This is a genomic window from Thermomonas sp., from assembly GCF_046293095.1.
Classification (GTDB): domain Bacteria; phylum Pseudomonadota; class Gammaproteobacteria; order Xanthomonadales; family Xanthomonadaceae; genus Thermomonas.
In genome coordinates, this window is record NZ_JBKBPN010000009.1 from 1 (window position 1) to 19251 (window position 19251).

Annotated in this window: 36 protein-coding genes; 13 read left to right on the forward strand and 23 right to left on the reverse strand. The window is 69.5% G+C overall.

Annotated elements, in window-relative coordinates; translation table 11 throughout:
• Window positions 1–249: 249 nt before the first annotated feature.
• From ACK4SG_RS12505 to ACK4SG_RS12615, 23 genes are read right to left on the reverse strand one after another with little or no spacing between them, the layout of a single operon-like run.
• A complete protein-coding gene (locus ACK4SG_RS12505; RefSeq protein ID WP_409602203.1) occupies window positions 250–600 on the reverse strand; it encodes a Mor transcription activator family protein in 351 nt (116 codons plus the stop codon).
• A complete protein-coding gene (locus tag ACK4SG_RS12510; protein ID WP_409602205.1) occupies window positions 597–1061 on the reverse strand; it encodes a phage protein GemA/Gp16 family protein in 465 nt (154 codons plus the stop codon). Before ACK4SG_RS12510 ends, ACK4SG_RS12505 begins: the two co-directional genes overlap by 4 nt.
• A complete protein-coding gene (locus tag ACK4SG_RS12515) occupies window positions 1058–1312 on the reverse strand; it encodes a hypothetical protein (RefSeq protein WP_409602207.1) in 255 nt (84 codons plus the stop codon). Before ACK4SG_RS12515 ends, ACK4SG_RS12510 begins: the two co-directional genes overlap by 4 nt.
• Window positions 1313–1319: 7 nt before the next feature.
• Complete coding sequence (locus ACK4SG_RS12520) at window positions 1320–1646, reverse strand: hypothetical protein (protein WP_409602209.1); 327 nt, start codon at window positions 1644–1646, stop codon at window positions 1320–1322.
• Window positions 1639–2457, reverse strand: a complete 819-nt coding sequence (locus ACK4SG_RS12525; protein ID WP_409602211.1) for an HNH endonuclease — start codon at window positions 2455–2457, stop codon at window positions 1639–1641. The genes ACK4SG_RS12520 and ACK4SG_RS12525 overlap by 8 nt, the downstream gene beginning before the upstream one ends.
• Window positions 2458–2459: 2 nt before the next feature.
• A complete protein-coding gene (locus tag ACK4SG_RS12530; RefSeq protein WP_409602213.1) occupies window positions 2460–3362 on the reverse strand; it encodes a recombination-associated protein RdgC in 903 nt (300 codons plus the stop codon).
• Between the two features lie 2 nt (window positions 3363–3364).
• Window positions 3365–3616, reverse strand: a complete 252-nt coding sequence (locus ACK4SG_RS12535; protein WP_409602215.1) for a hypothetical protein — start codon at window positions 3614–3616, stop codon at window positions 3365–3367.
• A complete protein-coding gene (locus ACK4SG_RS12540) occupies window positions 3616–3876 on the reverse strand; it encodes a hypothetical protein (protein ID WP_409602217.1) in 261 nt (86 codons plus the stop codon). Before ACK4SG_RS12540 ends, ACK4SG_RS12535 begins: the two co-directional genes overlap by 1 nt.
• Entirely contained in the window at window positions 3873–4148 is a 276-nt protein-coding gene (locus ACK4SG_RS12545) for a hypothetical protein (RefSeq protein WP_409602219.1), read from the reverse strand. The genes ACK4SG_RS12540 and ACK4SG_RS12545 overlap by 4 nt, the downstream gene beginning before the upstream one ends.
• On the reverse strand, window positions 4148–4762 hold the full coding sequence (locus tag ACK4SG_RS12550) for a DUF3164 family protein (protein WP_409602221.1): 615 nt from the start codon (window positions 4760–4762) through the stop codon (window positions 4148–4150). Before ACK4SG_RS12550 ends, ACK4SG_RS12545 begins: the two co-directional genes overlap by 1 nt.
• Before the next feature lie 2 nt (window positions 4763–4764).
• Entirely contained in the window at window positions 4765–5097 is a 333-nt protein-coding gene (locus ACK4SG_RS12555; protein WP_409602223.1) for a hypothetical protein, read from the reverse strand.
• Window positions 5094–5591: a hypothetical protein gene (locus tag ACK4SG_RS12560; protein WP_409602225.1), complete on the reverse strand. Its 498-nt coding sequence runs from the start codon at window positions 5589–5591 to the stop codon at window positions 5094–5096. Before ACK4SG_RS12560 ends, ACK4SG_RS12555 begins: the two co-directional genes overlap by 4 nt.
• Window positions 5584–5922 carry a hypothetical protein gene (locus ACK4SG_RS12565; RefSeq protein WP_409602227.1) on the reverse strand — a complete coding sequence of 113 codons (339 nt, stop codon included), beginning with the start codon at window positions 5920–5922 and terminating at the stop codon, window positions 5584–5586. The genes ACK4SG_RS12560 and ACK4SG_RS12565 overlap by 8 nt, the downstream gene beginning before the upstream one ends.
• The gene (locus ACK4SG_RS12570) at window positions 5906–6307 is read right to left on the reverse strand and encodes a hypothetical protein (protein WP_409602229.1); all 402 of its coding nucleotides are present in this window, start codon (window positions 6305–6307) and stop codon (window positions 5906–5908) included. The genes ACK4SG_RS12565 and ACK4SG_RS12570 overlap by 17 nt, the downstream gene beginning before the upstream one ends.
• Window positions 6307–6564: a hypothetical protein gene (locus tag ACK4SG_RS12575; RefSeq protein WP_409602231.1), complete on the reverse strand. Its 258-nt coding sequence runs from the start codon at window positions 6562–6564 to the stop codon at window positions 6307–6309. The genes ACK4SG_RS12570 and ACK4SG_RS12575 overlap by 1 nt, the downstream gene beginning before the upstream one ends.
• Window positions 6561–6755 (reverse strand): hypothetical protein, encoded by a 195-nt coding sequence (locus tag ACK4SG_RS12580; RefSeq protein ID WP_409602233.1) that lies wholly within the window; start codon window positions 6753–6755, stop codon window positions 6561–6563. The genes ACK4SG_RS12575 and ACK4SG_RS12580 overlap by 4 nt, the downstream gene beginning before the upstream one ends.
• On the reverse strand, window positions 6748–7053 hold the full coding sequence (locus tag ACK4SG_RS12585) for a hypothetical protein (RefSeq protein WP_409602235.1): 306 nt from the start codon (window positions 7051–7053) through the stop codon (window positions 6748–6750). Before ACK4SG_RS12585 ends, ACK4SG_RS12580 begins: the two co-directional genes overlap by 8 nt.
• Before the next feature lie 2 nt (window positions 7054–7055).
• Complete coding sequence (locus tag ACK4SG_RS12590) at window positions 7056–8222, reverse strand: ExeA family protein (protein WP_409602237.1); 1167 nt, start codon at window positions 8220–8222, stop codon at window positions 7056–7058.
• On the reverse strand, window positions 8219–10018 hold the full coding sequence (locus tag ACK4SG_RS12595) for a hypothetical protein (RefSeq protein WP_409602239.1): 1800 nt from the start codon (window positions 10016–10018) through the stop codon (window positions 8219–8221). Before ACK4SG_RS12595 ends, ACK4SG_RS12590 begins: the two co-directional genes overlap by 4 nt.
• 3 nt (window positions 10019–10021) lie before the next feature.
• Window positions 10022–10957 carry a hypothetical protein gene (locus ACK4SG_RS12600; RefSeq protein WP_409602241.1) on the reverse strand — a complete coding sequence of 312 codons (936 nt, stop codon included), beginning with the start codon at window positions 10955–10957 and terminating at the stop codon, window positions 10022–10024.
• Between the two features lie 16 nt (window positions 10958–10973).
• On the reverse strand, window positions 10974–11267 hold the full coding sequence (locus ACK4SG_RS12605) for a helix-turn-helix domain-containing protein (RefSeq protein ID WP_409602243.1): 294 nt from the start codon (window positions 11265–11267) through the stop codon (window positions 10974–10976).
• Window positions 11264–11467 (reverse strand): hypothetical protein, encoded by a 204-nt coding sequence (locus ACK4SG_RS12610; protein ID WP_409602245.1) that lies wholly within the window; start codon window positions 11465–11467, stop codon window positions 11264–11266. Before ACK4SG_RS12610 ends, ACK4SG_RS12605 begins: the two co-directional genes overlap by 4 nt.
• Window positions 11464–11673 (reverse strand): hypothetical protein, encoded by a 210-nt coding sequence (locus tag ACK4SG_RS12615; RefSeq protein ID WP_409602247.1) that lies wholly within the window; start codon window positions 11671–11673, stop codon window positions 11464–11466. The genes ACK4SG_RS12610 and ACK4SG_RS12615 overlap by 4 nt, the downstream gene beginning before the upstream one ends.
• A gap of 103 nt (window positions 11674–11776) precedes the next feature.
• Here ACK4SG_RS12615 and ACK4SG_RS12620 point away from each other — a divergent pair, with 103 nt between their 5' ends.
• From ACK4SG_RS12620 to ACK4SG_RS12680, 13 genes are all read left to right on the forward strand, one after another.
• A complete protein-coding gene (locus ACK4SG_RS12620; protein WP_409602249.1) occupies window positions 11777–12241 on the forward strand; it encodes a helix-turn-helix domain-containing protein in 465 nt (154 codons plus the stop codon).
• The gene (locus tag ACK4SG_RS12625) at window positions 12238–12771 is read left to right on the forward strand and encodes a hypothetical protein (protein WP_409602251.1); all 534 of its coding nucleotides are present in this window, start codon (window positions 12238–12240) and stop codon (window positions 12769–12771) included. The genes ACK4SG_RS12620 and ACK4SG_RS12625 overlap by 4 nt, the downstream gene beginning before the upstream one ends.
• Before the next feature lie 277 nt (window positions 12772–13048).
• Window positions 13049–13369 (forward strand): hypothetical protein, encoded by a 321-nt coding sequence (locus ACK4SG_RS12630; protein ID WP_409602253.1) that lies wholly within the window; start codon window positions 13049–13051, stop codon window positions 13367–13369.
• Window positions 13366–14043 (forward strand): transglycosylase SLT domain-containing protein, encoded by a 678-nt coding sequence (locus ACK4SG_RS12635; protein ID WP_409602255.1) that lies wholly within the window; start codon window positions 13366–13368, stop codon window positions 14041–14043. The genes ACK4SG_RS12630 and ACK4SG_RS12635 overlap by 4 nt, the downstream gene beginning before the upstream one ends.
• Window positions 14043–14186 carry a hypothetical protein gene (locus tag ACK4SG_RS12640; protein ID WP_409602257.1) on the forward strand — a complete coding sequence of 48 codons (144 nt, stop codon included), beginning with the start codon at window positions 14043–14045 and terminating at the stop codon, window positions 14184–14186. The genes ACK4SG_RS12635 and ACK4SG_RS12640 overlap by 1 nt, the downstream gene beginning before the upstream one ends.
• Window positions 14186–14383, forward strand: a complete 198-nt coding sequence (locus ACK4SG_RS12645; RefSeq protein ID WP_409602259.1) for a hypothetical protein — start codon at window positions 14186–14188, stop codon at window positions 14381–14383. The genes ACK4SG_RS12640 and ACK4SG_RS12645 overlap by 1 nt, the downstream gene beginning before the upstream one ends.
• Window positions 14380–14856: a hypothetical protein gene (locus tag ACK4SG_RS12650; RefSeq protein WP_409602261.1), complete on the forward strand. Its 477-nt coding sequence runs from the start codon at window positions 14380–14382 to the stop codon at window positions 14854–14856. The genes ACK4SG_RS12645 and ACK4SG_RS12650 overlap by 4 nt, the downstream gene beginning before the upstream one ends.
• A complete protein-coding gene (locus ACK4SG_RS12655; RefSeq protein WP_409602263.1) occupies window positions 14831–15121 on the forward strand; it encodes a hypothetical protein in 291 nt (96 codons plus the stop codon). Before ACK4SG_RS12650 ends, ACK4SG_RS12655 begins: the two co-directional genes overlap by 26 nt.
• Window positions 15118–15438, forward strand: coding sequence for a hypothetical protein (locus ACK4SG_RS12660; protein ID WP_409602265.1), 321 nt, complete (start codon window positions 15118–15120; stop codon window positions 15436–15438). The genes ACK4SG_RS12655 and ACK4SG_RS12660 overlap by 4 nt, the downstream gene beginning before the upstream one ends.
• On the forward strand, window positions 15435–15746 hold the full coding sequence (locus ACK4SG_RS12665) for a hypothetical protein (protein WP_409602267.1): 312 nt from the start codon (window positions 15435–15437) through the stop codon (window positions 15744–15746). The genes ACK4SG_RS12660 and ACK4SG_RS12665 overlap by 4 nt, the downstream gene beginning before the upstream one ends.
• A 3-nt stretch (window positions 15747–15749) precedes the next feature.
• Entirely contained in the window at window positions 15750–16289 is a 540-nt protein-coding gene (locus tag ACK4SG_RS12670) for a DUF3486 family protein (RefSeq protein WP_409602269.1), read from the forward strand.
• A 1-nt stretch (window position 16290) separates the two neighbouring features.
• The gene (locus ACK4SG_RS12675) at window positions 16291–17724 is read left to right on the forward strand and encodes a terminase large subunit domain-containing protein (protein ID WP_409602271.1); all 1434 of its coding nucleotides are present in this window, start codon (window positions 16291–16293) and stop codon (window positions 17722–17724) included.
• Window positions 17721–19250 carry a DUF935 domain-containing protein gene (locus ACK4SG_RS12680; RefSeq protein WP_409602273.1) on the forward strand — a complete coding sequence of 510 codons (1530 nt, stop codon included), beginning with the start codon at window positions 17721–17723 and terminating at the stop codon, window positions 19248–19250. Before ACK4SG_RS12675 ends, ACK4SG_RS12680 begins: the two co-directional genes overlap by 4 nt.
• The last annotated feature ends 1 nt before the right edge of the window (window position 19251 follow it).

Genomic DNA, 19251 nt, shown 5'->3' on the forward strand with positions numbered 1-19251 from the left:
GGCGGACTCCGGGGGACGGGTGGATGCTCATGGTACGCACGAAGCGTTGCGACTGGATGCAGGCGCCGGCACCGTCCCGTGATCGCCGCTGCCGGTGCGGGGCACGGCGCGGTCTGGTAGCTGACGGGGAGTGAGATAAATCAGGGGGTTCACTGAGATATCTTGCCGGAAGAGCCCGGAAGAAGGTGGAAGTCGGCGGGTGGATTTGCAAAGGCATTGCGCCACGCGTAACCGCCGACCTTTGGTGAATCAGCTCCCGAACAGCTTACCCTGATCCAGGTCCGGATCGCGGGTGCGGGCGCGCTTCAGGAGGCGCTGCAGGCCGGGCCTGGTCATGCGGTAGTCGCGCTGCAGCTCCTGCAGGGTGGCGCCGGCGCGGTGCCGGTTGAGGATCTCGATCTCGCGCAGCGACAGCTTGTAGCCGAAGTCCTGCGGCACGTAGATCTCCTGGCTGGCGTATTCCTCGGCCAGACCGTCCGCCACCGCCGCGCCGCACTGCTGGCGCAGCGCTTCGTCAACGCCCTGGTCCATCAGGACGCGCTGTACGGCGTCGTCGATGGCGGCGAAGAACTCGTGGCGGTTGGCGTACCGGTTGCTCATCCCGCGGCGGCCCTCCGCGCCCGGCGGTCGGCGTCGATCTGCAGGGCGGCGATGACCTTGGCCAGCTGGTCGGGGTTGCACCACTCGACGCGCTCGACCTTGCACACCCGCTTTGCCACGGAATGCGCGTAGGCCCACTCGCGGCCGGCGTCGGCCAGCAGCGCCTCGACCTTGCCCATCTGCGCGGTCAGGTCGCCCTTCGGCTTGCCGGACCACGTGCGGCGCCTGCCGGCCGCCTGCGCGGGCTTGCCGGCGATCCGGCGCAGCTCGTTGGCGATCGCATCCAGCTGCTTCGGCGTGCACTTGCCGGCGCTGCGCTGCTCCGGGCCGTGTTGGCCGCTGACGCGGGCCACCAGGCAACGGTAGGCGTCGTCCTCCATCAGGCACTCCTTGGCCAGCGCGTGGATCGCGCCCAGGACGCGGCGGCGGGCCTTGTCGGCGTAGTCGGTGCGGCGGGTCATGCAAGCCTCCGCCCGCGCTTCTTGGCGCGCGGGTACCAGATCAGCTCGTGGACGGTGGCACCCTGCGGGATCTCTGCCACGGGCGTCCGGATGCAGCGCAGGTTGCGCCGCCGAGGCCGCGTGGGGCTCTGCCGCATCTCGGCGACGTAGTAGCCCGAGCCGCCGCGGGTGCGCAGGTAGTGGCCCGGCTGCAGCTGGGGGATGCCGTCCACGTAGAGCTTGCATTCGGTGTAGGGCTGGCGGCCTTTCATGGCTGTCTCACAGCGCCCCGCGCGGGCCGCTGGGCGGCAGGCCGGCGCCGGGCTGCGGCGTGGTGGCCGCAGGGCCAGTGATGCGCGCTTGTCGATCCAGCGTGTCGGGCTTGGGCGCGTGGCCGATGAAGCCGCTCGCCGGCATGACGCCGCGGCCGCCGAACGCCTTCACGAACTCGGTTTCGGCTTTCGCAGATTCAATGATGCGGCCGGCCACGTCGGCGACCGCCTTGGCGCGGTTGATGTCCATTGGGTTGGCGGGATCGCGGAGCGCGCGGATGGTGGCGAACAGCTCGCCGCGCAGCTCGGTGATGGTGTTGGTGGAATCAGACATGGCGCTCTCCTCGGGATACGCGGTTGATGACTCGGGTCAGGACAGCCTTGGCCTGGATCGCCTCGTTGATCTCCTTCGGCAGGTTGTGCCGGGTGTTCCGCCGCATCATTTCCGCGGCGGTGACCAGCTCCAGCTTGTCGGGCGTGATTTCTTCCAGTACGGCGGTCTTCATGCCGGGTTTGAAGGCCACGCGATGGCCGGGCGGGATCGGGCCGTTTGCGTCCTCCCACACCAGGCGATGCACGGCGACCCAGCGGCGGGCCGGCACCGGATGGTCGTCGGTGACCTTGCGCTCCAGATAGCCGTCCTTGCCGTCGATGCGCAGCGTGCCGACGGGCACGTAGTTGTGCTGCGCGGCCCCGGCCATGCAGCCCTTCTTGAACTGCGTTTCGGCCATGCGGCCGGGCGCCCAGCCGGGGCGGCGCAAGCCTTTGTTGTGGGGCGTCGCGCCCTTCTTGATGCGGCTGGCGATCATGCGCGGATTGGTCAACGCGTTGCGCCGTGCCAACGTACGCAGGCGCTCTTGTGCAGCCGGCCCCTTCTTGAGGCCCAGCTGCATGGCGCGCTGGTACACGGAACGATCGGATCGGCCCATGTCGCGGCCGATATCGGTTGTCAGCTCATTGGCATAGCGCTCGCGCAGCTGCGCGTCCTCGGCCTCGGTCCAGTACCGGCCGGATTCCAGCCCGAGCTTGCGCGCGCGCTGGCTAACGCAATTCTCGCTGCGCTCCAGCAGCCGCGCGATCTCCGCCGTCGGCAACCTGCCGTAGGCCAACCGCAGCGCGTGGTCTTCCTCCGGAATCCAGCGCATGGTCACCCCGCCTTGCTCAGCCGGAAGCAGGCTTCCAGCGCATCGAACAGCCGCCCGAACTCGCCGGCCATCAGCGCGAAGCGGGCGTCCAGCTCGGCCACGATGTCGTCGCGCTCGGTGGCGTCCAGGGCATCGACGGCGGCGTCGAGCAGCTTGAACTTGCGCACCACCAGGCTTTCGTCCAGCTCGAAGGCGACGTGGTCATCCAGCACCAGCGCCAGGCGCGCGCACTGGCGGCCGATGCCCAGGTGGCCCTCGATCTCGTCGCCGCGCAGCTCCACGCGATAGCAGCGCACCTTGCTGCCGCCGTCGGCGGCATCCTGCAGCTCGCAGTCCGCGCCCAGCGCCAGCCCGTCCGGCAGCACGTCGCCGGCCAGCCAGCCGGTGAGAATGGCGCGGGGCGAGATCTCGGCATGGAGCGGCAGCGCCGGGAAGCTGCCCAACGCGTGGCGCAGCTCGGACACGAAGCCCTCGGCGGCGCGGCGGCTGGTGGTGTCCACGGCGATGACGCCGCGGCGCAGGTCCAGCAGCGCGTCCAGGCGCCAGGGCTTGGCGTGCGAGCGCGGCAGCAGCTCGGTGACGATCTCTTCCTTCAGGCGCTTGCGTGCGCGGCCGCCGGGAACGCGGCCCTCGCGCGCGCCGATCTGATCCAGGCGTTCCTGCAGCGCCTTGTCCACTACCGCGGCTGGCAGCAGCCGGTCCTCACCGCCCAGGGTCAGCCAGAGCGCGTCACCGCAGCGGTGCGAAAGCCCGGGCGCGTGCTTGCCGAGCGGTGACGCGAATCCGCGGCTAATCATTTCCAGCGGCCCCACCGGCTTGAACGCGCACGCCTGCAGGCCGTCGTCCAGCGTGCTGAAATCCAGCGAGGCGGGAAAGCGGAACATGGTGAGGGCGCGGAAGAACATGGTCAGGCCTCGTTGGTGGGATCCGCAGCGCCACGTTCTTGGCGAGTTGCGCTTCCGTCCTGGCGCAGCCGCTCTCGGAATTGCTCGATGTCCATGCCGCGCTTGTCTTCGCCGACCAGACTGATCCACTCGGCAGTTTCCGCAGAGTTGGGGAGCTGGCCGTTCCATCGGTACGCCAGAGCGCAGGCCGCGCGATAGCGCTCCAGCGCTCGCAGCTCCTTGCCTGCGATCCACCATTTGAGGAGCCGCAGCATCAGCCACGCTCCTCGAACCGAAGCAGGTTCAATCGCTCGGCGCCGCGCACCACACGGAAGCCCTCGGTGTCGTCGCCGCGGTCGATCAGCCAGCGCAGCGCGTCGGTCACCGCGACCACGTTGAGCCGGGCGACCTCCTCGACGTTGAACCACTCGATGCCGGCGCCGTCGACGGTGACCGGGCAGCAGAACTCGATGGTGCGGCGGGCCTGGTCGTCGCTGACGCCAGGCGGCTTGCCGTACAGCTCGGAGAGCGTCATGGGCGGGGCTCCACGATCTTGAAGTTGAAGGTGCCGGCGGCCACGTCCTTGCCCACGTAGAGCACGTCGGCGTGCTTCGTGTAGCCCAGCAGCTCGGCCAGCCTGCGGGTGGCCCAGGAGCCGGAATGGCCGTTCGCGCACTTGCGGCGCGCGGTGGCGTGGAAGCCGTTGCCGTCGCGGTGCACCACAACGTCCAGCGTGCCCGGCAGCGCTTGCTTGCGCGTGCCGGCGCGGGGCTTGGCCGGATAGGTCTTGCGGGCGGGCGCGCGCATCACGCCCCCGCCAGGTCAAGGGACAGCAGGCGATACTTGTCGCTGTCGCCGATGCGTTCGTAGACGCGGATGTAGGGCGTGGTGCCGATCACCTGGATGGCGTCGCCGATGGCGTCCATCGCGCGCTTCCAGCGCTCGTCGTCGATCTTGTGGCGGCGCAGGCTGAGGATCTTGCCGACGTTGATGTTGCCGGCCTTGTCCACGTCGAAGGCGTCCTGCACGATCACGCGCAGCTCGCCCGGCCCCTTGTCCGTCCAGTCGTTGAGGCATTCGTCGATCAGCACCTTGGCCGCCTGCAGGCGTTCGTCGAAGGTGATGCGGTCGGCCACCGCGCGCAGGACCTTGTAGCGACCGTCGAAGCTGACCAGCTGGACGTTGCCCTTCCTGCCGCCCAGCTTCACGCCGTACTGGTCGGCGCTCAGTTCCACCAGGGCTTCGATATCGTCGAACGCGCCGCGCTTGAAGGCTTGCAGCTCGGTGGCCAGCTTGCTGGCGCCGTTGACGATGTCGCGCACCAGCTGGTCGCGCGCCAGGTCGATGGGCTTGATCTGCGCCTCGGGGATCAGGCGGCCGCGCGCGTCAACGCGGTAGCCGTCGGGGATGGTCTGTTGCATGGTCAACTCCTGGTGGTGTCGCACGCGGTTGCCGCCGGCACGATGGAAGGGAACTCGGGAACCGGGAAAACGACGCCGTCGAACGCGGCCATTTCCGCGTCGCTCAGGCGCTCGCGCTTCTGGAACTCCAGGCGCGCGGCCAGCTGGCGGTCGGCGTGGGTGGCGAGAATCAACATGCTCACCACGTCGCATGGGTGGAGGCGGAGCGCGTGCGACAGCTCGCGCAGCTGCTCCGCGGCTTCGCGGGTGATGCGCGGGCCGCGCACGTAGCTGGCCTTGCGCTTCGCCTCGTAGCGCTGGTTGTAGAGCTGCACGGAGGCGGAAGGCCTGGTCATTGATCCGCGCCCGCGAACACGGCCTGGAACTGGCTGTGCAGTGCGTCCACGATGCGGCCGCCGATGCACGGCAACAGCTCGCCGTCGGCATCTACGCCTTCATGCGCGCGGTGGCCCAACGACGGCATCAGCGGGCCGCCGCGCATCGCCGGCACCTTGCCGAGCAGCGTGAAGTCGTTCGCGCGCACGCGCGGCTCCGGCTTCGGCGCGGGCGGCGGCACGGGCTTGGTGCTGGGCTTGATCGGCCCCAGGCCGCACGGGTGCTCCCACGCCTTGTTCAGCACCACCAGGTGCTCGTCCTTGCCGGCGCGCTCCAGCAGGCCCACGCTCAGCCCGCGGCTGACGAGGATGTAGGCGGCGTTCTTGGACGGTGCGCCGATGTCCTTCTCCTGCAGGCGCACCAGCAGGCCGGCGATGGTCCAGCTCTTGATGTAGTCGAATGCGATGCGCAGGCGCGCTTCGCCCGGGCGCGACAGGGGGCAGGTCTCAGCCACGGGCCACCTCCAGCACCGGGCGCCCGCACAGCCGCACGCGCGCGGTTTCCGGCATTTCGTCATGCATGGATTCCAGCTGGCACCCGGCCCACTCGGTGGCGCGGACGACGGTGTAGCCGCCGCGGCCGTTCGGGTTGCGGCGCTTGACCACCGACACCAGCTCGTCGGGGATGCGGTCCACCATCAGGACCGGGCGGCGGCCATTGGCGACCACGGCGTACACACAGAAGCCGCGGTCGCTGAGGGTCTGGATCGCGCCGCGGGCATTGGCCATCGCCGAGGCGAGGTGGTCGTTCTGCTGGGCGCGCGGGTTATCAGTCGTGGCAGTCATCGTGGGATTCCTCGGGTTTGGCGGCCGGCATCGGCAGGCCGAACTGGCCGTAGAGCGGCGGAGCGGAAATGCGCAACATCGCGGCCACCTGCTGGGAGGTGGTCTCCAGCCGGTTGATCAGGTGGACGCAGGTGCGCTGCAGGTCGGCCGCGTTGGCGGCCTTGTGGTAGCCCTCGTCGGGCGTGGAGCAGACCGGGTGCCCGGCGCGGCGCAGTTGCACCACCACCTGGCGCAGCAGGCGCTCGTCGCTGGGCTTGGACGGGCGGCCCAGCACTTCGCTGGCCAGCTCCCGCACGGTGGCGCCATTGGCGGGGCCGACGCGCTTCTCCAGCGCTTCCAGTACCGTTTCGGGCGTGATGTCGCGGGGGAGCAAGGCCAGTTGCATCAGTCGTCCTCCTCGTGGTCGATGCCGACGCGGGATTCCAGGGCGGTGATCAGGCGGCTGGCCTGCGCCTTGTCCAGGTCGCGCAGCTGCAGGTCCACCGAGCCGCCGAACTCCGGCTCCGGCAGGCGCGCGGCCACGAACACCGGGCGGTGGCTGTAGGTGAAGCGGTCGACGGCCAGCTCGCAGCGCGCCAGCAGCGTGCGGATGTAGTCGCGTTGTGCCTGCGTGCAACGCTCGGCGTAGGTCACGGCGCTCATCGGGCCAGCTCCCTGCGCAGCCAGACCAGCCACAGCACGCACGCGATGCAGACGATCAGCACGCAGAACGCGCCGATGAAGAGCCCGATAGCCAGCGCCTCGGCCAGCAGGTAGGCGGCGAGCAGCGCAACCCCGAACAGGTAGAGCGCCAAGGCGTAGGGCCGGGAAATCGAAGACGTGGCCTCATGCATGGCACACCTCCGCGGGCGCGGGGCGGGTGTGGCGCCAGATCAGCCGGGCGCCGGCCCACAACGCCACGTGCACCAGCGTGGTGGTGCCGTTGGCTTCGAGGTGGCGGCTCTGCAGGCCGAAGTCCGCACCCACCGGAAGGCTGCTGACGAACAGCTCCGGCAGGTGGCACTTGCGCAGCCGCGCGGCGAACACTTCGATGCCGAGCGCCTCCAGGGCCTCGGCAGCGGAGGTGGCAACGCGAAGCGACTCGGCCAGCGCAGGATCAACAACGGGCGGGAACGCGCGCGAGGGGATCATGGTCAGCCCCCCCGCACCAGGTCGGCGTTGACCTGCGGCACGCCCAGGTCCGCGGCCCGGTTCATGGCGCCCGCCAGCGCGTTGTGGACGGCCAGCGGATAGAGCAGCGAGCCCTCGCCGCGTGCCGGCGTCAGCCGCGCGCGCAGGGCCTCCAGCGCGCCGTTGTCCACCACCTTGTCCAGCTGCAGGCCAAGGCGCTTGAAGCGCTGGCCGAGGTACTCGCCCAGGTGGCTGCCGAGCGGCGGCAACGTGACCAGTTCGATGCGCTGCACCACCTCGCGCACCTCGGGGTTGTGCTCGCTGAGCTTGGTGGCCAGTTCCGGCTGGCCGATCAGGATGATGGACAGCAGCGGGCGCAGACCGTCCTTCAGCTCGCGGAAGCGCTTGAGGTGCTTGAGCGTGGCCATCGGCAGGCTGTGCGCCTCTTCGATGATCAGCACATGGCTATGGCCTGCGCGGGCGCTGTTGCGCAGCGTCTCGTGCACCTGGCGGAAGCGCGCCTCCGGGCTGCTCTTGGTCTTCGCCAGCGGGTCGACGCAGGCCATGATCGCCTCGCCGATGTGCTGGGCGCGCAGGGTCTTGCCGACCTGGTCGGTGCCCTCCATCGCCAGCACGTAGGGCTCGATGATGATCACCGCCTGTTCCTCGCGGCGGATGCGGTCCTGCAGTTCTTCGCGCAGGGTGGACTTGCCGGCGCCGCTCTCGCCGATGACGGCCATGAAGCCGCCGTTGCGGGCCACCTGGTACATGCTCTCGCGCACGTACCGGATGTCCGGGGACAGGAACACTTCGTCGGCGTTGACGGGCTCGGCGAAGGGGTCGCCGGGCAGGTTGAAGTGGCGACGCGCCTGCGGCGTCAGGTTGATCTTGCGGAGCAGCATGGCCAGGGTCTCCTCGGGTTGTTCCTGGGGCTTGATGGACTGCTCGCTCTCCCGCCACGCATCGTTCGCGGCGTTGTGGGCAAGCAGGAATGCGTCGATGCCGGCGGCGACCGCGTCGGCGTTGTTGGCGGGCCAGATGCCGTGGTTGGCCAGGAGGCTCATGGCGGCGCGGGACGTCCCCACATGCGCCGCCAGGTCGCTGAGCTGCAGCCGGGCATCGCGCATCACGCGGCGCAGCCGCAGCGGGCCGTGGCCGGCCTGCGCAATGCTCTTGAGGCGAGCGCTCATGCCGCGCCACCGACTACGCGCAGACCGCCGCGCTCGGGCTTGGCCAGCGCTTCCGCCCAGGCCTCCACCTCGTCAATCGGCAGGCCGTCAGGCCAGCGCTGCGCGGTGCGCGCGTACATGTCGGCCGTCCATGCCTGGCCGGCGCGCTCCACCAGCGGCTTGAGGCGCATCGCGGCCTCGACGTGGTTCAGCGCGGGCAGCTCGGCGCGGATGGGCGCCGGCTCGATGCGCTGCTCGGCAACGACCGGGGAATCCACCTTGCCGGCCGTACCTGCGCGGGGCAGCGCGGTCGCGATCTGCGCCTCGCGCACCGGCTTCATCGGATCCACGGTGCCACCGAAAGCCAGCCGCTTCGCCTTGCGCGCGGCCACGGCTTCGGCGTCGGTCTGGACCTCCATCGCCACGCGCTCCAGCTCCTTGCGCGCGGCGTCCGCCGGGGTTTCGGGAAGCGCCTTGAACTCGCGGCCGACCATCGCGGCCGTGTCCAGGAAGCCCCACGCGCCCACGCCGATGCGGCGGGCGATGTAGTGCACGTCGCGGTTGTCTTCGCCGCCCGCCATCAGTACGCGCACGCTGCCGTCCGCGTCCATCGCGTTGGCCACCACGCGCACCTTCTGGCCGTTGACCAGGCCGGGCACGCCGCGCACGTCGAACACGCCGCCGCGAAAGCGCACCATGCCGTCGCGGACGGTGCAGAGCTTCGGCGCGCTGTTGGCCATCGTGCGCAGCACCTCGATCGACGGCGCCAGCACCAGCTGCTCGCTGTTGATCCGCAGCCAGGCGTCGCGGCGGGTCATGCCGTGGCGGGTGTGGACGCGCGTGGCGTTGAACGCCCGCGCCCACTCCTGCGCCAGTGCGTTGATCTCTTCCAGGCTGGTCACCGGGGCGCGCAGTTTCAGCGCGGCCTCGAAGTGGGTTTCGACCAGGTAGTTGGCGTTCTCGACCTGCCCCTTCGCCCGCGCGTTGCCGACCTCGTTGACGATCAGCTCGATGCCGCAGGCCGCAACGAAGTTGCGCGTGGTGCTGGCGGTGACGGCGCTGCCGGGGTCCATCATCAGCAGGCGCGGGATGCCGTGCATCGTGCCGTTCGGCCGCTGCGTCATCGCGTGCATCAACGACGCCAGCAGGTTGCTGCTGCTCTCCGCGCCCAGCACGTAGAACACTTCGATGCAGCCGCTGGCGTGGTCGGTGGTGACGTAGCGCCAGATGCGCTTGTCGGCGATGCGCTGGAAGTTGCCGGGCTTGCCGCGGTAGAACTCGGCCTTGGGCATCACCCGCGTGCCGTCGTCCGCCAGGTAGAACTGGCGGCTCACCGAGGCATCGATCTGCCACAGGTGGTTCGGGTGTTCGCTGGCCAGCCGCGCCGCTGGGCTCGGCGCGGCCAGCTGGTCGCGGTGCAGGCCGTAGTAGCGCAGCGCCCGGCAGATGCTGGACACGCTGAGCGGCTGCCACTCGCCGGTGCCGCGGTTGATGCGCGCGGCCTCGATCCGGCCGTTGCTGCGGAGGATTTCCACCGCCTGCTCCACCGGCAGGGTGCCGGTGCCGGTCAGGCGGCGGGTCTCTTCGACCAGCGCCGCGATGGTGACCGCCTCGTCGCGGGAGAGGGCCAGCATGCCGGCGTCGCTGCGACGCTTGCGCGGCTTGGCCGGGGCGGTCAGCGCCGACAGGCGCCGGAATGCGGTCTGCACGCTGACGCCCAGCTCACTCGCAAGACCTTCAACGATCCGCCGCTTCTCTCCGTGGCGGGCCGCCAGTAGCTCGCTGGCGGCGTTCTGCAGCAGGAGCTCCCCGGGCATGGATCAGGCCTCCGCGTCGTTGACGACGGGGATGGCGAAGCCGAGCTCGTAGCCGTCGCGCACGAAGCGCACCGCCTGCAGCAACTCACCCAGCGTGTCGCCAAGGAACTGCGCGCAGTCCAGGTCGTGCTCGTTGCAGTGGTTGGCCAGTTCCAGCACCGCCGAAACCAGGCCGGATTTCTCGCTGCCGATGTTGGCGATGATCGCGTGCTTGGCCTCCACGATCCGCTGCTCCAGCACGACCTGCTGGTCGTCCGGGGTGCCCGACTTCCACTTGCGCTGCGCCTTGGCGGCCTTCTCTTCGGCGCGGTTCAGGTCCTCGGACAGCTTGCCGATGCGCTGGTCCTTCGCGTCGATGTCCGCGCGGGCCTCGCGCACGGCGGCGCGCAGTTCGTCGCGCGTCATGTCCGCCAGCTCGTCCAGCTCCAGATCGCCGGTGGCGCCCTTCTCGGCCAGCTCCGCGAACTGGTCTTCGGGGAGCGAAAGCAGCTCGATCAGCTTGGATTGGGTGCCGGCCGCTTCGACCAAATGCGTCGCCCGCGACGCATTTGGGAGGGCGCAGACGCGCCGCGCCGCCTCCATCATCCGCTGCGCCTGGCGGGGTTCCATGCCCAGCCGCCCAAGGATCCCGGCCCACTCGCCGTGCACGGCGCACTCGCGCGCCACGATCAGGTAGCGGCCGGCGCGCAGGAAGGCATCGCAGCCGCGGCGCAGCTCGCCCCGGATCGCCGCCTCGTAGTGGTCCGGGTGCCAGGGCAGGCCGTCGCCGAATTCATCCACCAGCGCCTGCTGCTGCGCCGTCATCACGACCAGCTCGCCGTGGCGTGCGGCCAGCTTGTCGGGATCCATCACGTCGCCCTGCAGGGCGACTGTTGCCAGCGGCTTCGCGCCGCGCTTCGGTTCGGGTTGCGGCTGGTCGGCCGCGGACTTCTTCGCCATCGGGTGGTTCCTCGGGTCAGTTGGGGTTGCGGGTGTAGCGCTGGTTGAACTCGTCGAGCTGGCGCTGTTCGCGCATCACTTCCTGGGCGTGCGCGGTGGCGACCTGCACCACGCGCGGCGACAGGCGCCAGCACTTGTCGTCCTGCGGGCTGCGCTCGGTCAGGCCGTCGGCCTCCATCGCCTGCAGGTTGCGCAGCGTGGTGGCGGGGGATTCGCCGATGCCGTCGGCGATCTGCTGCAGGCGCAGGCCGCGGTAGCTGTGGCCGGACAGGGCGAACAGCAGGCGGGCGAAGATCGACTGGCCGCTCATGCCTGCGACCTCTTGGCGATGCGCCGCACGATGGCGAAGGCGGCGCGGGAGTAGTCGCGCGCCAGCTGCTGGTGGATCAGCTGCGGGCCGGCCTGGCCGGCGTCCTTACAGCCCGCCGCGTAGCGCAGGTGCGCTTCGCACAGGCCGGCGATCCGGCGGACTTCCTGCACCTCGATGGGCCTGGCGGCCAGGGCGGTCATGCGCGCAGCTCCGCGCCGCTGGCCTTGATGAGGCGATTGCGCAGGGCGACGCCTTTCGGGCCGTTCCAGCGGCCGATGAGCGCGTCGCGGGCGTTGCTGGGGGTGATGGCCTGGTCGATGCACCAGCGCTTGAGGCTGGTGCCCTTGGAGACGAATCCGGCGCGCACCTTTCGATGCAGGTCGAGTCCGGGAGCGGGTGCTGTCACGTGGTGTACCCTCTGCGTTCTTAGTTCTTGGGCGGCCCGTTTGTGAGGCCACCTTGGGACTAGATTCAATCAAGAAATCTTGACTTAGTCAAGAAGGTAATCAGTGCGAGAGTTCGACCACCAACTGCTGCGCCTCAAGCAGACCCTTGGCGAAACCGAGGACCAGGCCATCGCAGCCGCGCTAGGCATGAGCAAGGCGGCCTTCGCCGACAGGAAGAAGCGCGACGCGTTCCCGGTCGACAAGCTCAAGGCACTGGCCAGCGACAACCCCGCGCTGCGCATCGACGTGGGCTATGTGCTCACCGGCGAAAGCAACGAACTCGAGCGACGCCTGTACGCGGTGAAGAAGGCCACCAGGATCGCCAGCGGCGTGCGCGACGGAGACAGCCGCGCGGCCGTGCAAGACGAAGTGTTCAGAGCCCTGGTCGACGCGCTGAGTGAGGACGAGCAGCGCCTGGTCAGTTGCTATCGAAGCGCCGACGCGCAAGGCAAGGCAGTGTTGCTTTCCACCGCATCATTGCTTGCCAATGCGCAGCCCGCGAAGCCGAAGAGGAAGGGAGCGAAATGAAGACGATGCTGTTCGTTGCATTGCTTGCCGCCGGTTCCGCGCACGCGGCTGACGCGAAGATCGAGACCGACGCATTCGACGGCGCCACGCGCGTGTGGGTGGAACCGCATGGCCTGGACTGCGGGGCGCAGATGGTGTGCCCGCTGCTGGGCGCGCGCTGGACGAGCGGCCGGAAGGATGAGGCCGTGCTGCAGGTCGAGGTGGTCAACGCCTACGCCGGCATCCGCGGCGCAGCGCTCAACGTGGGCGGCGAAATCATCGAGCTGGTCCCGCTGGACGAAGGCGCCGCGACCCGCTTCACCAGCAACGTGCAGACGGCGGCCGGTGCCCCTGTATCGCGCCGATCTTCGCGCGACTACCTGGTGCCGCTCGCGCTGGTGCGGAAGATCGCCGATGCGCCGAGCGTGAAGGTCCGCGTCTACACCGCTGAGGGCACCGTCGACGGCACGCTTGCCGGCGGCAAGAAGCCGGCGAAGGCATACGGCGCCCTGCAGCGGTTCGTGGCCAAGGTGGCGACGACAGGCGCTTAACCGCGCGCCGCGCCGGCGCGCATTTCCGCCAGCGCCAACGCAATCGCCAGCGCCAGCTGGTTCCGGCGGAACGGGAAAGAAACCATAGCCGTGCTCCTGGGTGACAGGCGCGCACGGTCCCACGCGCGCGCGCGTGATTGCTCGGAACGCGCGTTCCGAGACGCCCATCCGCAACCGGACGAAAGTGGCCACGTCGCGGGGCTTTTGCCTCGCGGTTCAGCCGGCGGCGGTGTCTCCTCGGGCGCCGTCGCCGGCCCCTTTCAGCCGGAGGCGCGCTATGCCCAAGTTCGATCCCATTCCGCTGCTGCAGCGCGCGTTCGCGCCTGACGGTTGGCTGGCGAAGCTGTGGCCGCTGTGGTCGCTGTTCCTGGTCTGCCTGCTGGTGGTGCTGTTCCTCAACCCCGCCAAGGCTGGCCTGATCGTGTACGGCATCAGCAAGCCCCTGCTGGGCGGCCTGCTGGGCCTGATGGTGCATTGGGGTGTCAAGCAGATCCTGCCGCCGCCCGATCCGCTGTCCGGCATCGCCGACGGGCTGGACCGCAAGTGCGCCACCTGGATCGTGTGCGCCTGCATCCTGACGATGGGTTTCCTGCCGTGAGCGCCCGGCTGCTGCGTGACCGGCTGGGCGACATCGCCCGCGCGATCGTCGCGGCGGCCGGCTTCGTCCTGGTGATGTCGCTGATCTGCGCGCCGGCCCGCGCGCAGGTCTACGTGGCCCCGGCGTCCGCGGTGTACCGCCTGTCCATCGAGCGCGAATCCGCGCGGGTGTTCGGCCTGGCCGGTTCGGAGCACGTGGCCCGCCTTGCCGCGCAGCTGCATCAGGAGAGCGGGTTCCGCCCCGATGCGGAAAGCCCCTACGCACAGGGCCTTGCGCAGTTCACGCCCGCCACTGCGAAGTGGCTGCCCACCATCTGCCCCGCCGTGGGCACGCCGGACCCGTGGGATCCGCAGTGGTCGCTGCGCGCGCAGGCCTGCTACATGGGCTGGCTGCTGGGGCGGGTGAAGCCGTTCCAGCACGCGCGGCCGATGTCGGCATGCACGCAGTGGGCCTTCGCGCTACGCGGCTACAACGGTGGCGAAGGCTGGTTGCAGCGCGAACGCCTGGCCGCGCAGCAGGCCGGCGCGGACGCGAACGACTGGAGCGAGGTGGCCCGCTACCGCGTGCGCGCGAGGTGGGCGCACAAGGAGAACAAGGAATACGCGCTGCGCATCCTGCTGGTGCTGGAGCCCCGGTATATCAACGCTGGCTGGCCCGGCAAGGCGGTGTGCTGATGGCTACCCGTCGCGCGCGCCTGGTCTCGCTGGCGATCTGCTTCGCCGTCAGCCTGTTCGCCGTCATCGGATTGGCGGCCACTTACGCCTTCGCGTACTGCACGCGGCCGGGCGTGATTTGCACAATCGAGGGGGCACGCTGATGCTCTGGCCGCTGCTGCTGATCATTGCCGGACTGATCGCGCTGGTGGTCGGGCTGGCGTCTGCCTTCGGCAGTCCATTCGCATCGCCCACGCCCCTGCAGCGCGCGTTGTGCTGGCTGGTGCCGCTGGGGTTCGGTGCGGCTGCAGTGGGCGTCATCTGGGCGCTGGTGGCGTTGATCGCAGGAGCCGTGGCATGAAGCCGATTCCCACGCACGCGGGCCACCGAGGCGCCGTCGATCTGGCGCTTGCCATCGCCGTGGCGGCATTCCTGGCCGGCGGCGCGTTGGGCCTGTGGATCGGCCACGCCTGGGGCGGGAGCGCGCGCGCCGATGAAGTGGCGGGGCTGCAGGGCAAGTTGGGCACCGTGACCGGCGAGCGCAACCTGGCGCGCGAGCTGGCCAACGGCAACGCCTCGCAGCTCACGTCACTGCGGCAGACGCTGGACAACGAACGCCGTACGCGCCAGGCCCAGCAGGCGTGGGCGCTGGAAGAAATGGGCAAGCGCGATGCGCGCATTGCCGCCCTGACCGAAGCGGCGAACCGCCGCGCCGAAACCATCACCAAGAAGGCCCAGGCCGATGAAGACTGCGCTGACCTGCGCCGCCTCCCTGTGTGCGCTGCTGTTGCTGAGCGCCTGTGGGGCGATGCGGCAACCGCTCGTCCGCACTGAGCTGGTCGAAGTGCCGGTGACGCAGTACGCGCCGCTGCCGGCGGCGCTGACCGAGCCGCTGCCACGCCCGCCCATGCCGCCGCGGAACTGCGTCTATGCGAAGCCGCCGCTCACCGGTGTACCGGCGGTGTGCGCGCTGGACGGGTTGATTTCGCTTGTCCACTGGCAGGGCCTGGCCGACCGTGCGAATGATGATCGCCAGACGGCCGGCAAAGTCACTGCCGGCGCCAATCTCACGAATCGAGACGACAAGGTGCTCCCATGAAGTTTTCGGTGGAACTCTGGCAGCTGATCACGCTGGTCACGTCCGTGGCCATCGCGCTCAGCGGCGGGTTCGCGTTCCTGTTCCGGCAGCTCCTGCGGCAGTTCGAGGGGCGGCTTGGCGCCAAGTTTGCGGCGCTGGAGTCGCAGAGCGAGAACTGGCACCGCGTGGAGCGCGACCTGATGCAGCTGCGCATCGACCTGCCCCAGCAGTACGTCCGCCGCGAGGACTACATCCGCAACCAGACGGTCATCGAAACGAAGCTCGATCTGGTGATCGAGCGGACGGCGCAGCTGCATTACCAGGGGGGTAAGTCGTGATCGACGGAATCGACATCGTCAAGCGCCGGCGCGAGCACATCCGCTGGATCCTGCTGCGCGCGCTGGACAACGCGCGGCCCGAGGGCACGAACGAATCCGTGCTGCTGATGACCATCCAGGGGCTCTACGGCGATGCCACCCAACTGGAGATCCGGCGCGAGCTGGACTACCTGCAGGACCGCCGCGTCGTGACCGTCGAGAACCAGCACACCGGCCTGTGGCATGCCGAGCTGGCGCGCTACGGCGTGGACATCGTGGAATACACCGTGCCGTGCGAGCCGGGCATCGCGCGCCCGCCGAGGGCCTGAGCAATGCCGCCGCCGAGCAAGATCGACCTGCTGGACGAGGACACCCGCCGCGAGCTGGAGGCCAAGATCGTGGCCAACGGTTTCGGGGGCTACGTCGCCCTGGCCGAGTGGCTGGCCGACAAGGGCTACAGCATCGGCAAGTCGGCCGTGGGCGCCTACGGCAAGAACCTGGAGCGTCGGCTCTCCGCCATCAAGACCAGCACCGAGGCGGCGAAGCTGATCACCGCCGCGGCGCCGGACGACGCCGACGACCGCAGCAACGCGATCATCAGCCTGGTGCAGACGGAGATCTTCGAGAGCCTGCTGGCCCTGCAGGAGGCCGAGGAAGAAACCGACCCGGCCGCCAAGATCGAGATCCTGGGCAAGGCCGCCAAGAACATCGCCACGCTCACCCGCGCCAGCGTGGCGCGGAACAAGTGGGCGCAGGAGGTACGCGGCAAGCTGGCCGAGGCGCGCGAGGAAGTGCGCCGCATGGCCGAGGGCGCCGGCGTCTCGGAGGAAACGCTGGCCGCCATCGACCGGCGCCTGCAGGGCGTGGTGTGACATGGGCGCCGCGCGCTGCATTCCCGCCGACCGGCAGGCGATCTTCCTGACGCCGCAGTCGAAGTGGATCAACGACCGCAGCCGGCTGAAGCTGGCCGAGAAGTCCCGCCAGATCGGCTGGTCGTGGACGAGCGCGTATGCCTGCGTGCGGCGCACCGCAGCGAAGGGCGCCAAGTTCGACCAGTGGGTCAGCAGCCGCGACGAAATGCAGGCCCGGCTGTTCATCGACGACTGCAAGCTGTGGGCCGACATCCTCAACCTGGGCGCGGCCGACTTCGGCGAGCGCGCCCTGGACGGCGACCAGCGCCAGACCAGCTACGACCTGCGGTTCCTCAACGACCGCGTGATCCACAGCATGTCCAGCAACCCGGACGCGCAGGCCGGCAAGCGCGGCGGCCGCGTGCTGGACGAGTTCGCACTGCACAAGGACCCGCGCAAGCTGTGGGCCATCGCGTATCCGGGTATCACCTGGGGCGGCCAGCTGGAGGCGTTCAGCACCCACCGCGGCAGCCACAATTTCTTCAACCAGCTGATCCGCGAGATCCGCGAGGGCGGCAACCCCAAGGGCATCAGCCTGCATCGGGTCACGCTGGAGGACGCGCTCAACGCCGGTCTGCTGTGGAAGCTGCAGCAGAAGCTGGCGGCCGACGACCCGCGCCAGGACATGGACGAGGCCGCCTACTTCGATTACGTGCGCAGCGGCTGTGTGGACGAGGAATCGTTCCAGCAGGAATACATGTGCGTCCCGGCCGATGATGACGTGGCCTTCCTGGAATACGACCTGATCGCCAGCTGCGAATACGACCAGTTCGCCGACTGGCGGCTGATCGAGGGCCGCGAGCTGTACCTGGGCGTGGACGTGGGCCGCAAGAAGGACCTGACCGTGCTGTGGGTGGTCGAGCGCCTGGGCGACGTGCTGTACACCCGGCACGTCGAGTGCCTGGCCAACATGCCCAAGCCGCAGCAGGACGCCATCATCTGGCCGTGGATCGCCCGCTGCCGCCGCACCTGCTTCGACAACACCGGCCTGGGCATCGGCTGGACGGATGACGCCAAGCGGCGCTTCGGCGAATACCGCGTGGAGGGCGTGACCTTCACGCCCAAGGTCAAGGAAGAACTGGCGTACCCGCTGCGCGGCGCGATGCAGGACCGCAAGCTGCGCATCCCCTACGACCCGACCATCCGCAGCGACCTGCGCAGCGTCACCAAGCAGACCACCGCCGCGGGCAACATCCGCTTCACCGCCGAGCGCACGCCGGACGGCCACGCCGACCGCTTCTGGGCGCTGGCGCTGGCGGTGCATGCCGCCGCCACGCCGGCCGCGCCCATCGAGTTCCAGTCCACCGGCCGCCGCTCCTTCGCCAGCGCGGGCGATTTCACCGCGGACGGCTTCGGCGGCATCGGCGGCGGCAACGATTTCGAGGGCTACCTGTGAACGACCTGACCAATACCCCGCGCCCCGTGCTCAACCGCGAGATTGCGACGACCCGCGACGGCATCGACATCACCCGCGGCTACACAGGCCCGCTGCTGACGCCGTTCGACAGCGTGCTGCGCAACCGCGGCGGCGACCTGCTGATCTACGAGCAGGTGCGCAGCGACGAAGAGGTGAAGTCCGCGTTCGGCCAGCGCCAGTCGGCGGTGGTCAAGTGCGAGTGGCGTGTGGACGCCGGCGGCGAGCGGCGCAAGGACAAGCAGGCAGCCGAGTGGCTGCAGAAGCAGCTGGCCAAGCGCAGCTGGGACAACGTGACCGAGAAGATGCTGTTCGGCGTGTTCTACGGCTATGCGGTCGCCGAAATTCTCTACGACGTGGACGAGGGCAAGATCGGCATCAGCGGCATCAAGGTGCGCAACCGCCGCCGCTTCCGCTATGGGAAGGACGGCGACCTGCGCCTGCTGACGCAGGCCAGCATGTTCGAGGGCATCCCCTGCGAGCGCCCGTACTTCTGGGACTTCTGCTGCGGCGCCGACCACGACGACGAGCCCTACGGCCTGGGCCTGGCGCACTGGCTCTACTGGCCGGTGCTGTTCAAACGCAACGGGATCAAGTTCTGGCTGACCTTCCTTGAGAAGTTCGGCATGCCCACGGGGCTGGGCAAGTACCCCAACGAGGCGACGCCCACCGAGAAGCAGGCCCTGCTGGCCGCCACGCGCGCCATCCACCAGGACAGCGGCGTGATCATTCCCGCCGGCATGGAGCTGGAGCTGCTCGAGGCCGCGCGCAGCGGCACCGCCGATTACAAGGCCCTGCACGACACCATGAACGCCGCCATCCAGAAGGCGACGCTCGGGCAGACCGCCAGCACCCAGGGCACGCCCGGCAAGCTGGGCAACGAGGACCTGCAGGGCGACGTGCGGGACGACATCATCAAGGCCGACGCCGACCTGGTGTGCGAGAGCTTCAACCAGCAGATCGTGCCGCAGCTGATGGCCTGGAACTTCCCCGACGCCGAGCTGCCGCGCGTGTGGCGCGTCACCGAGGAAGACGAAGACCTCAACACCGCGGCCGAGCGAGACGACAAGATCCAGCGCTGGGGCTTCAAGCCCACGCTCAAGTACATCAAGGACAAGTACGGCGGCGAGTGGGTGGAGCGTCAGGCACCGGCGGAACTGCAGCCCGGCGAGGCCGGCACGCCCAGCGCGATCGCCGGGGCCGAGTTCGCAGACCCGGGCCACGCGGTGGCGCAGCTGCTGCGCCGGCACGGCGCGCACTTCGCCGAGGGCGAGGATGCGATCGAGGTCCGCATGGGCCGCCAGCTGGACGCGCGGGTCAACCCCACCGGCAAGCGCTGGAACGACCAGGTCCGTGCGCTGGTCGACAAGGCCGCAGATTTCGCCGAGCTGGAGGCCGGGCTGCTGTCGCTGGCCAGCGACATGGAGCTGGACGACTACGCCCAGGCGTTCGCCGAGGCGATGACCGCCGCGCACCTGGCCGGCCGTTACGAGCTGATGCAGCGCTGAC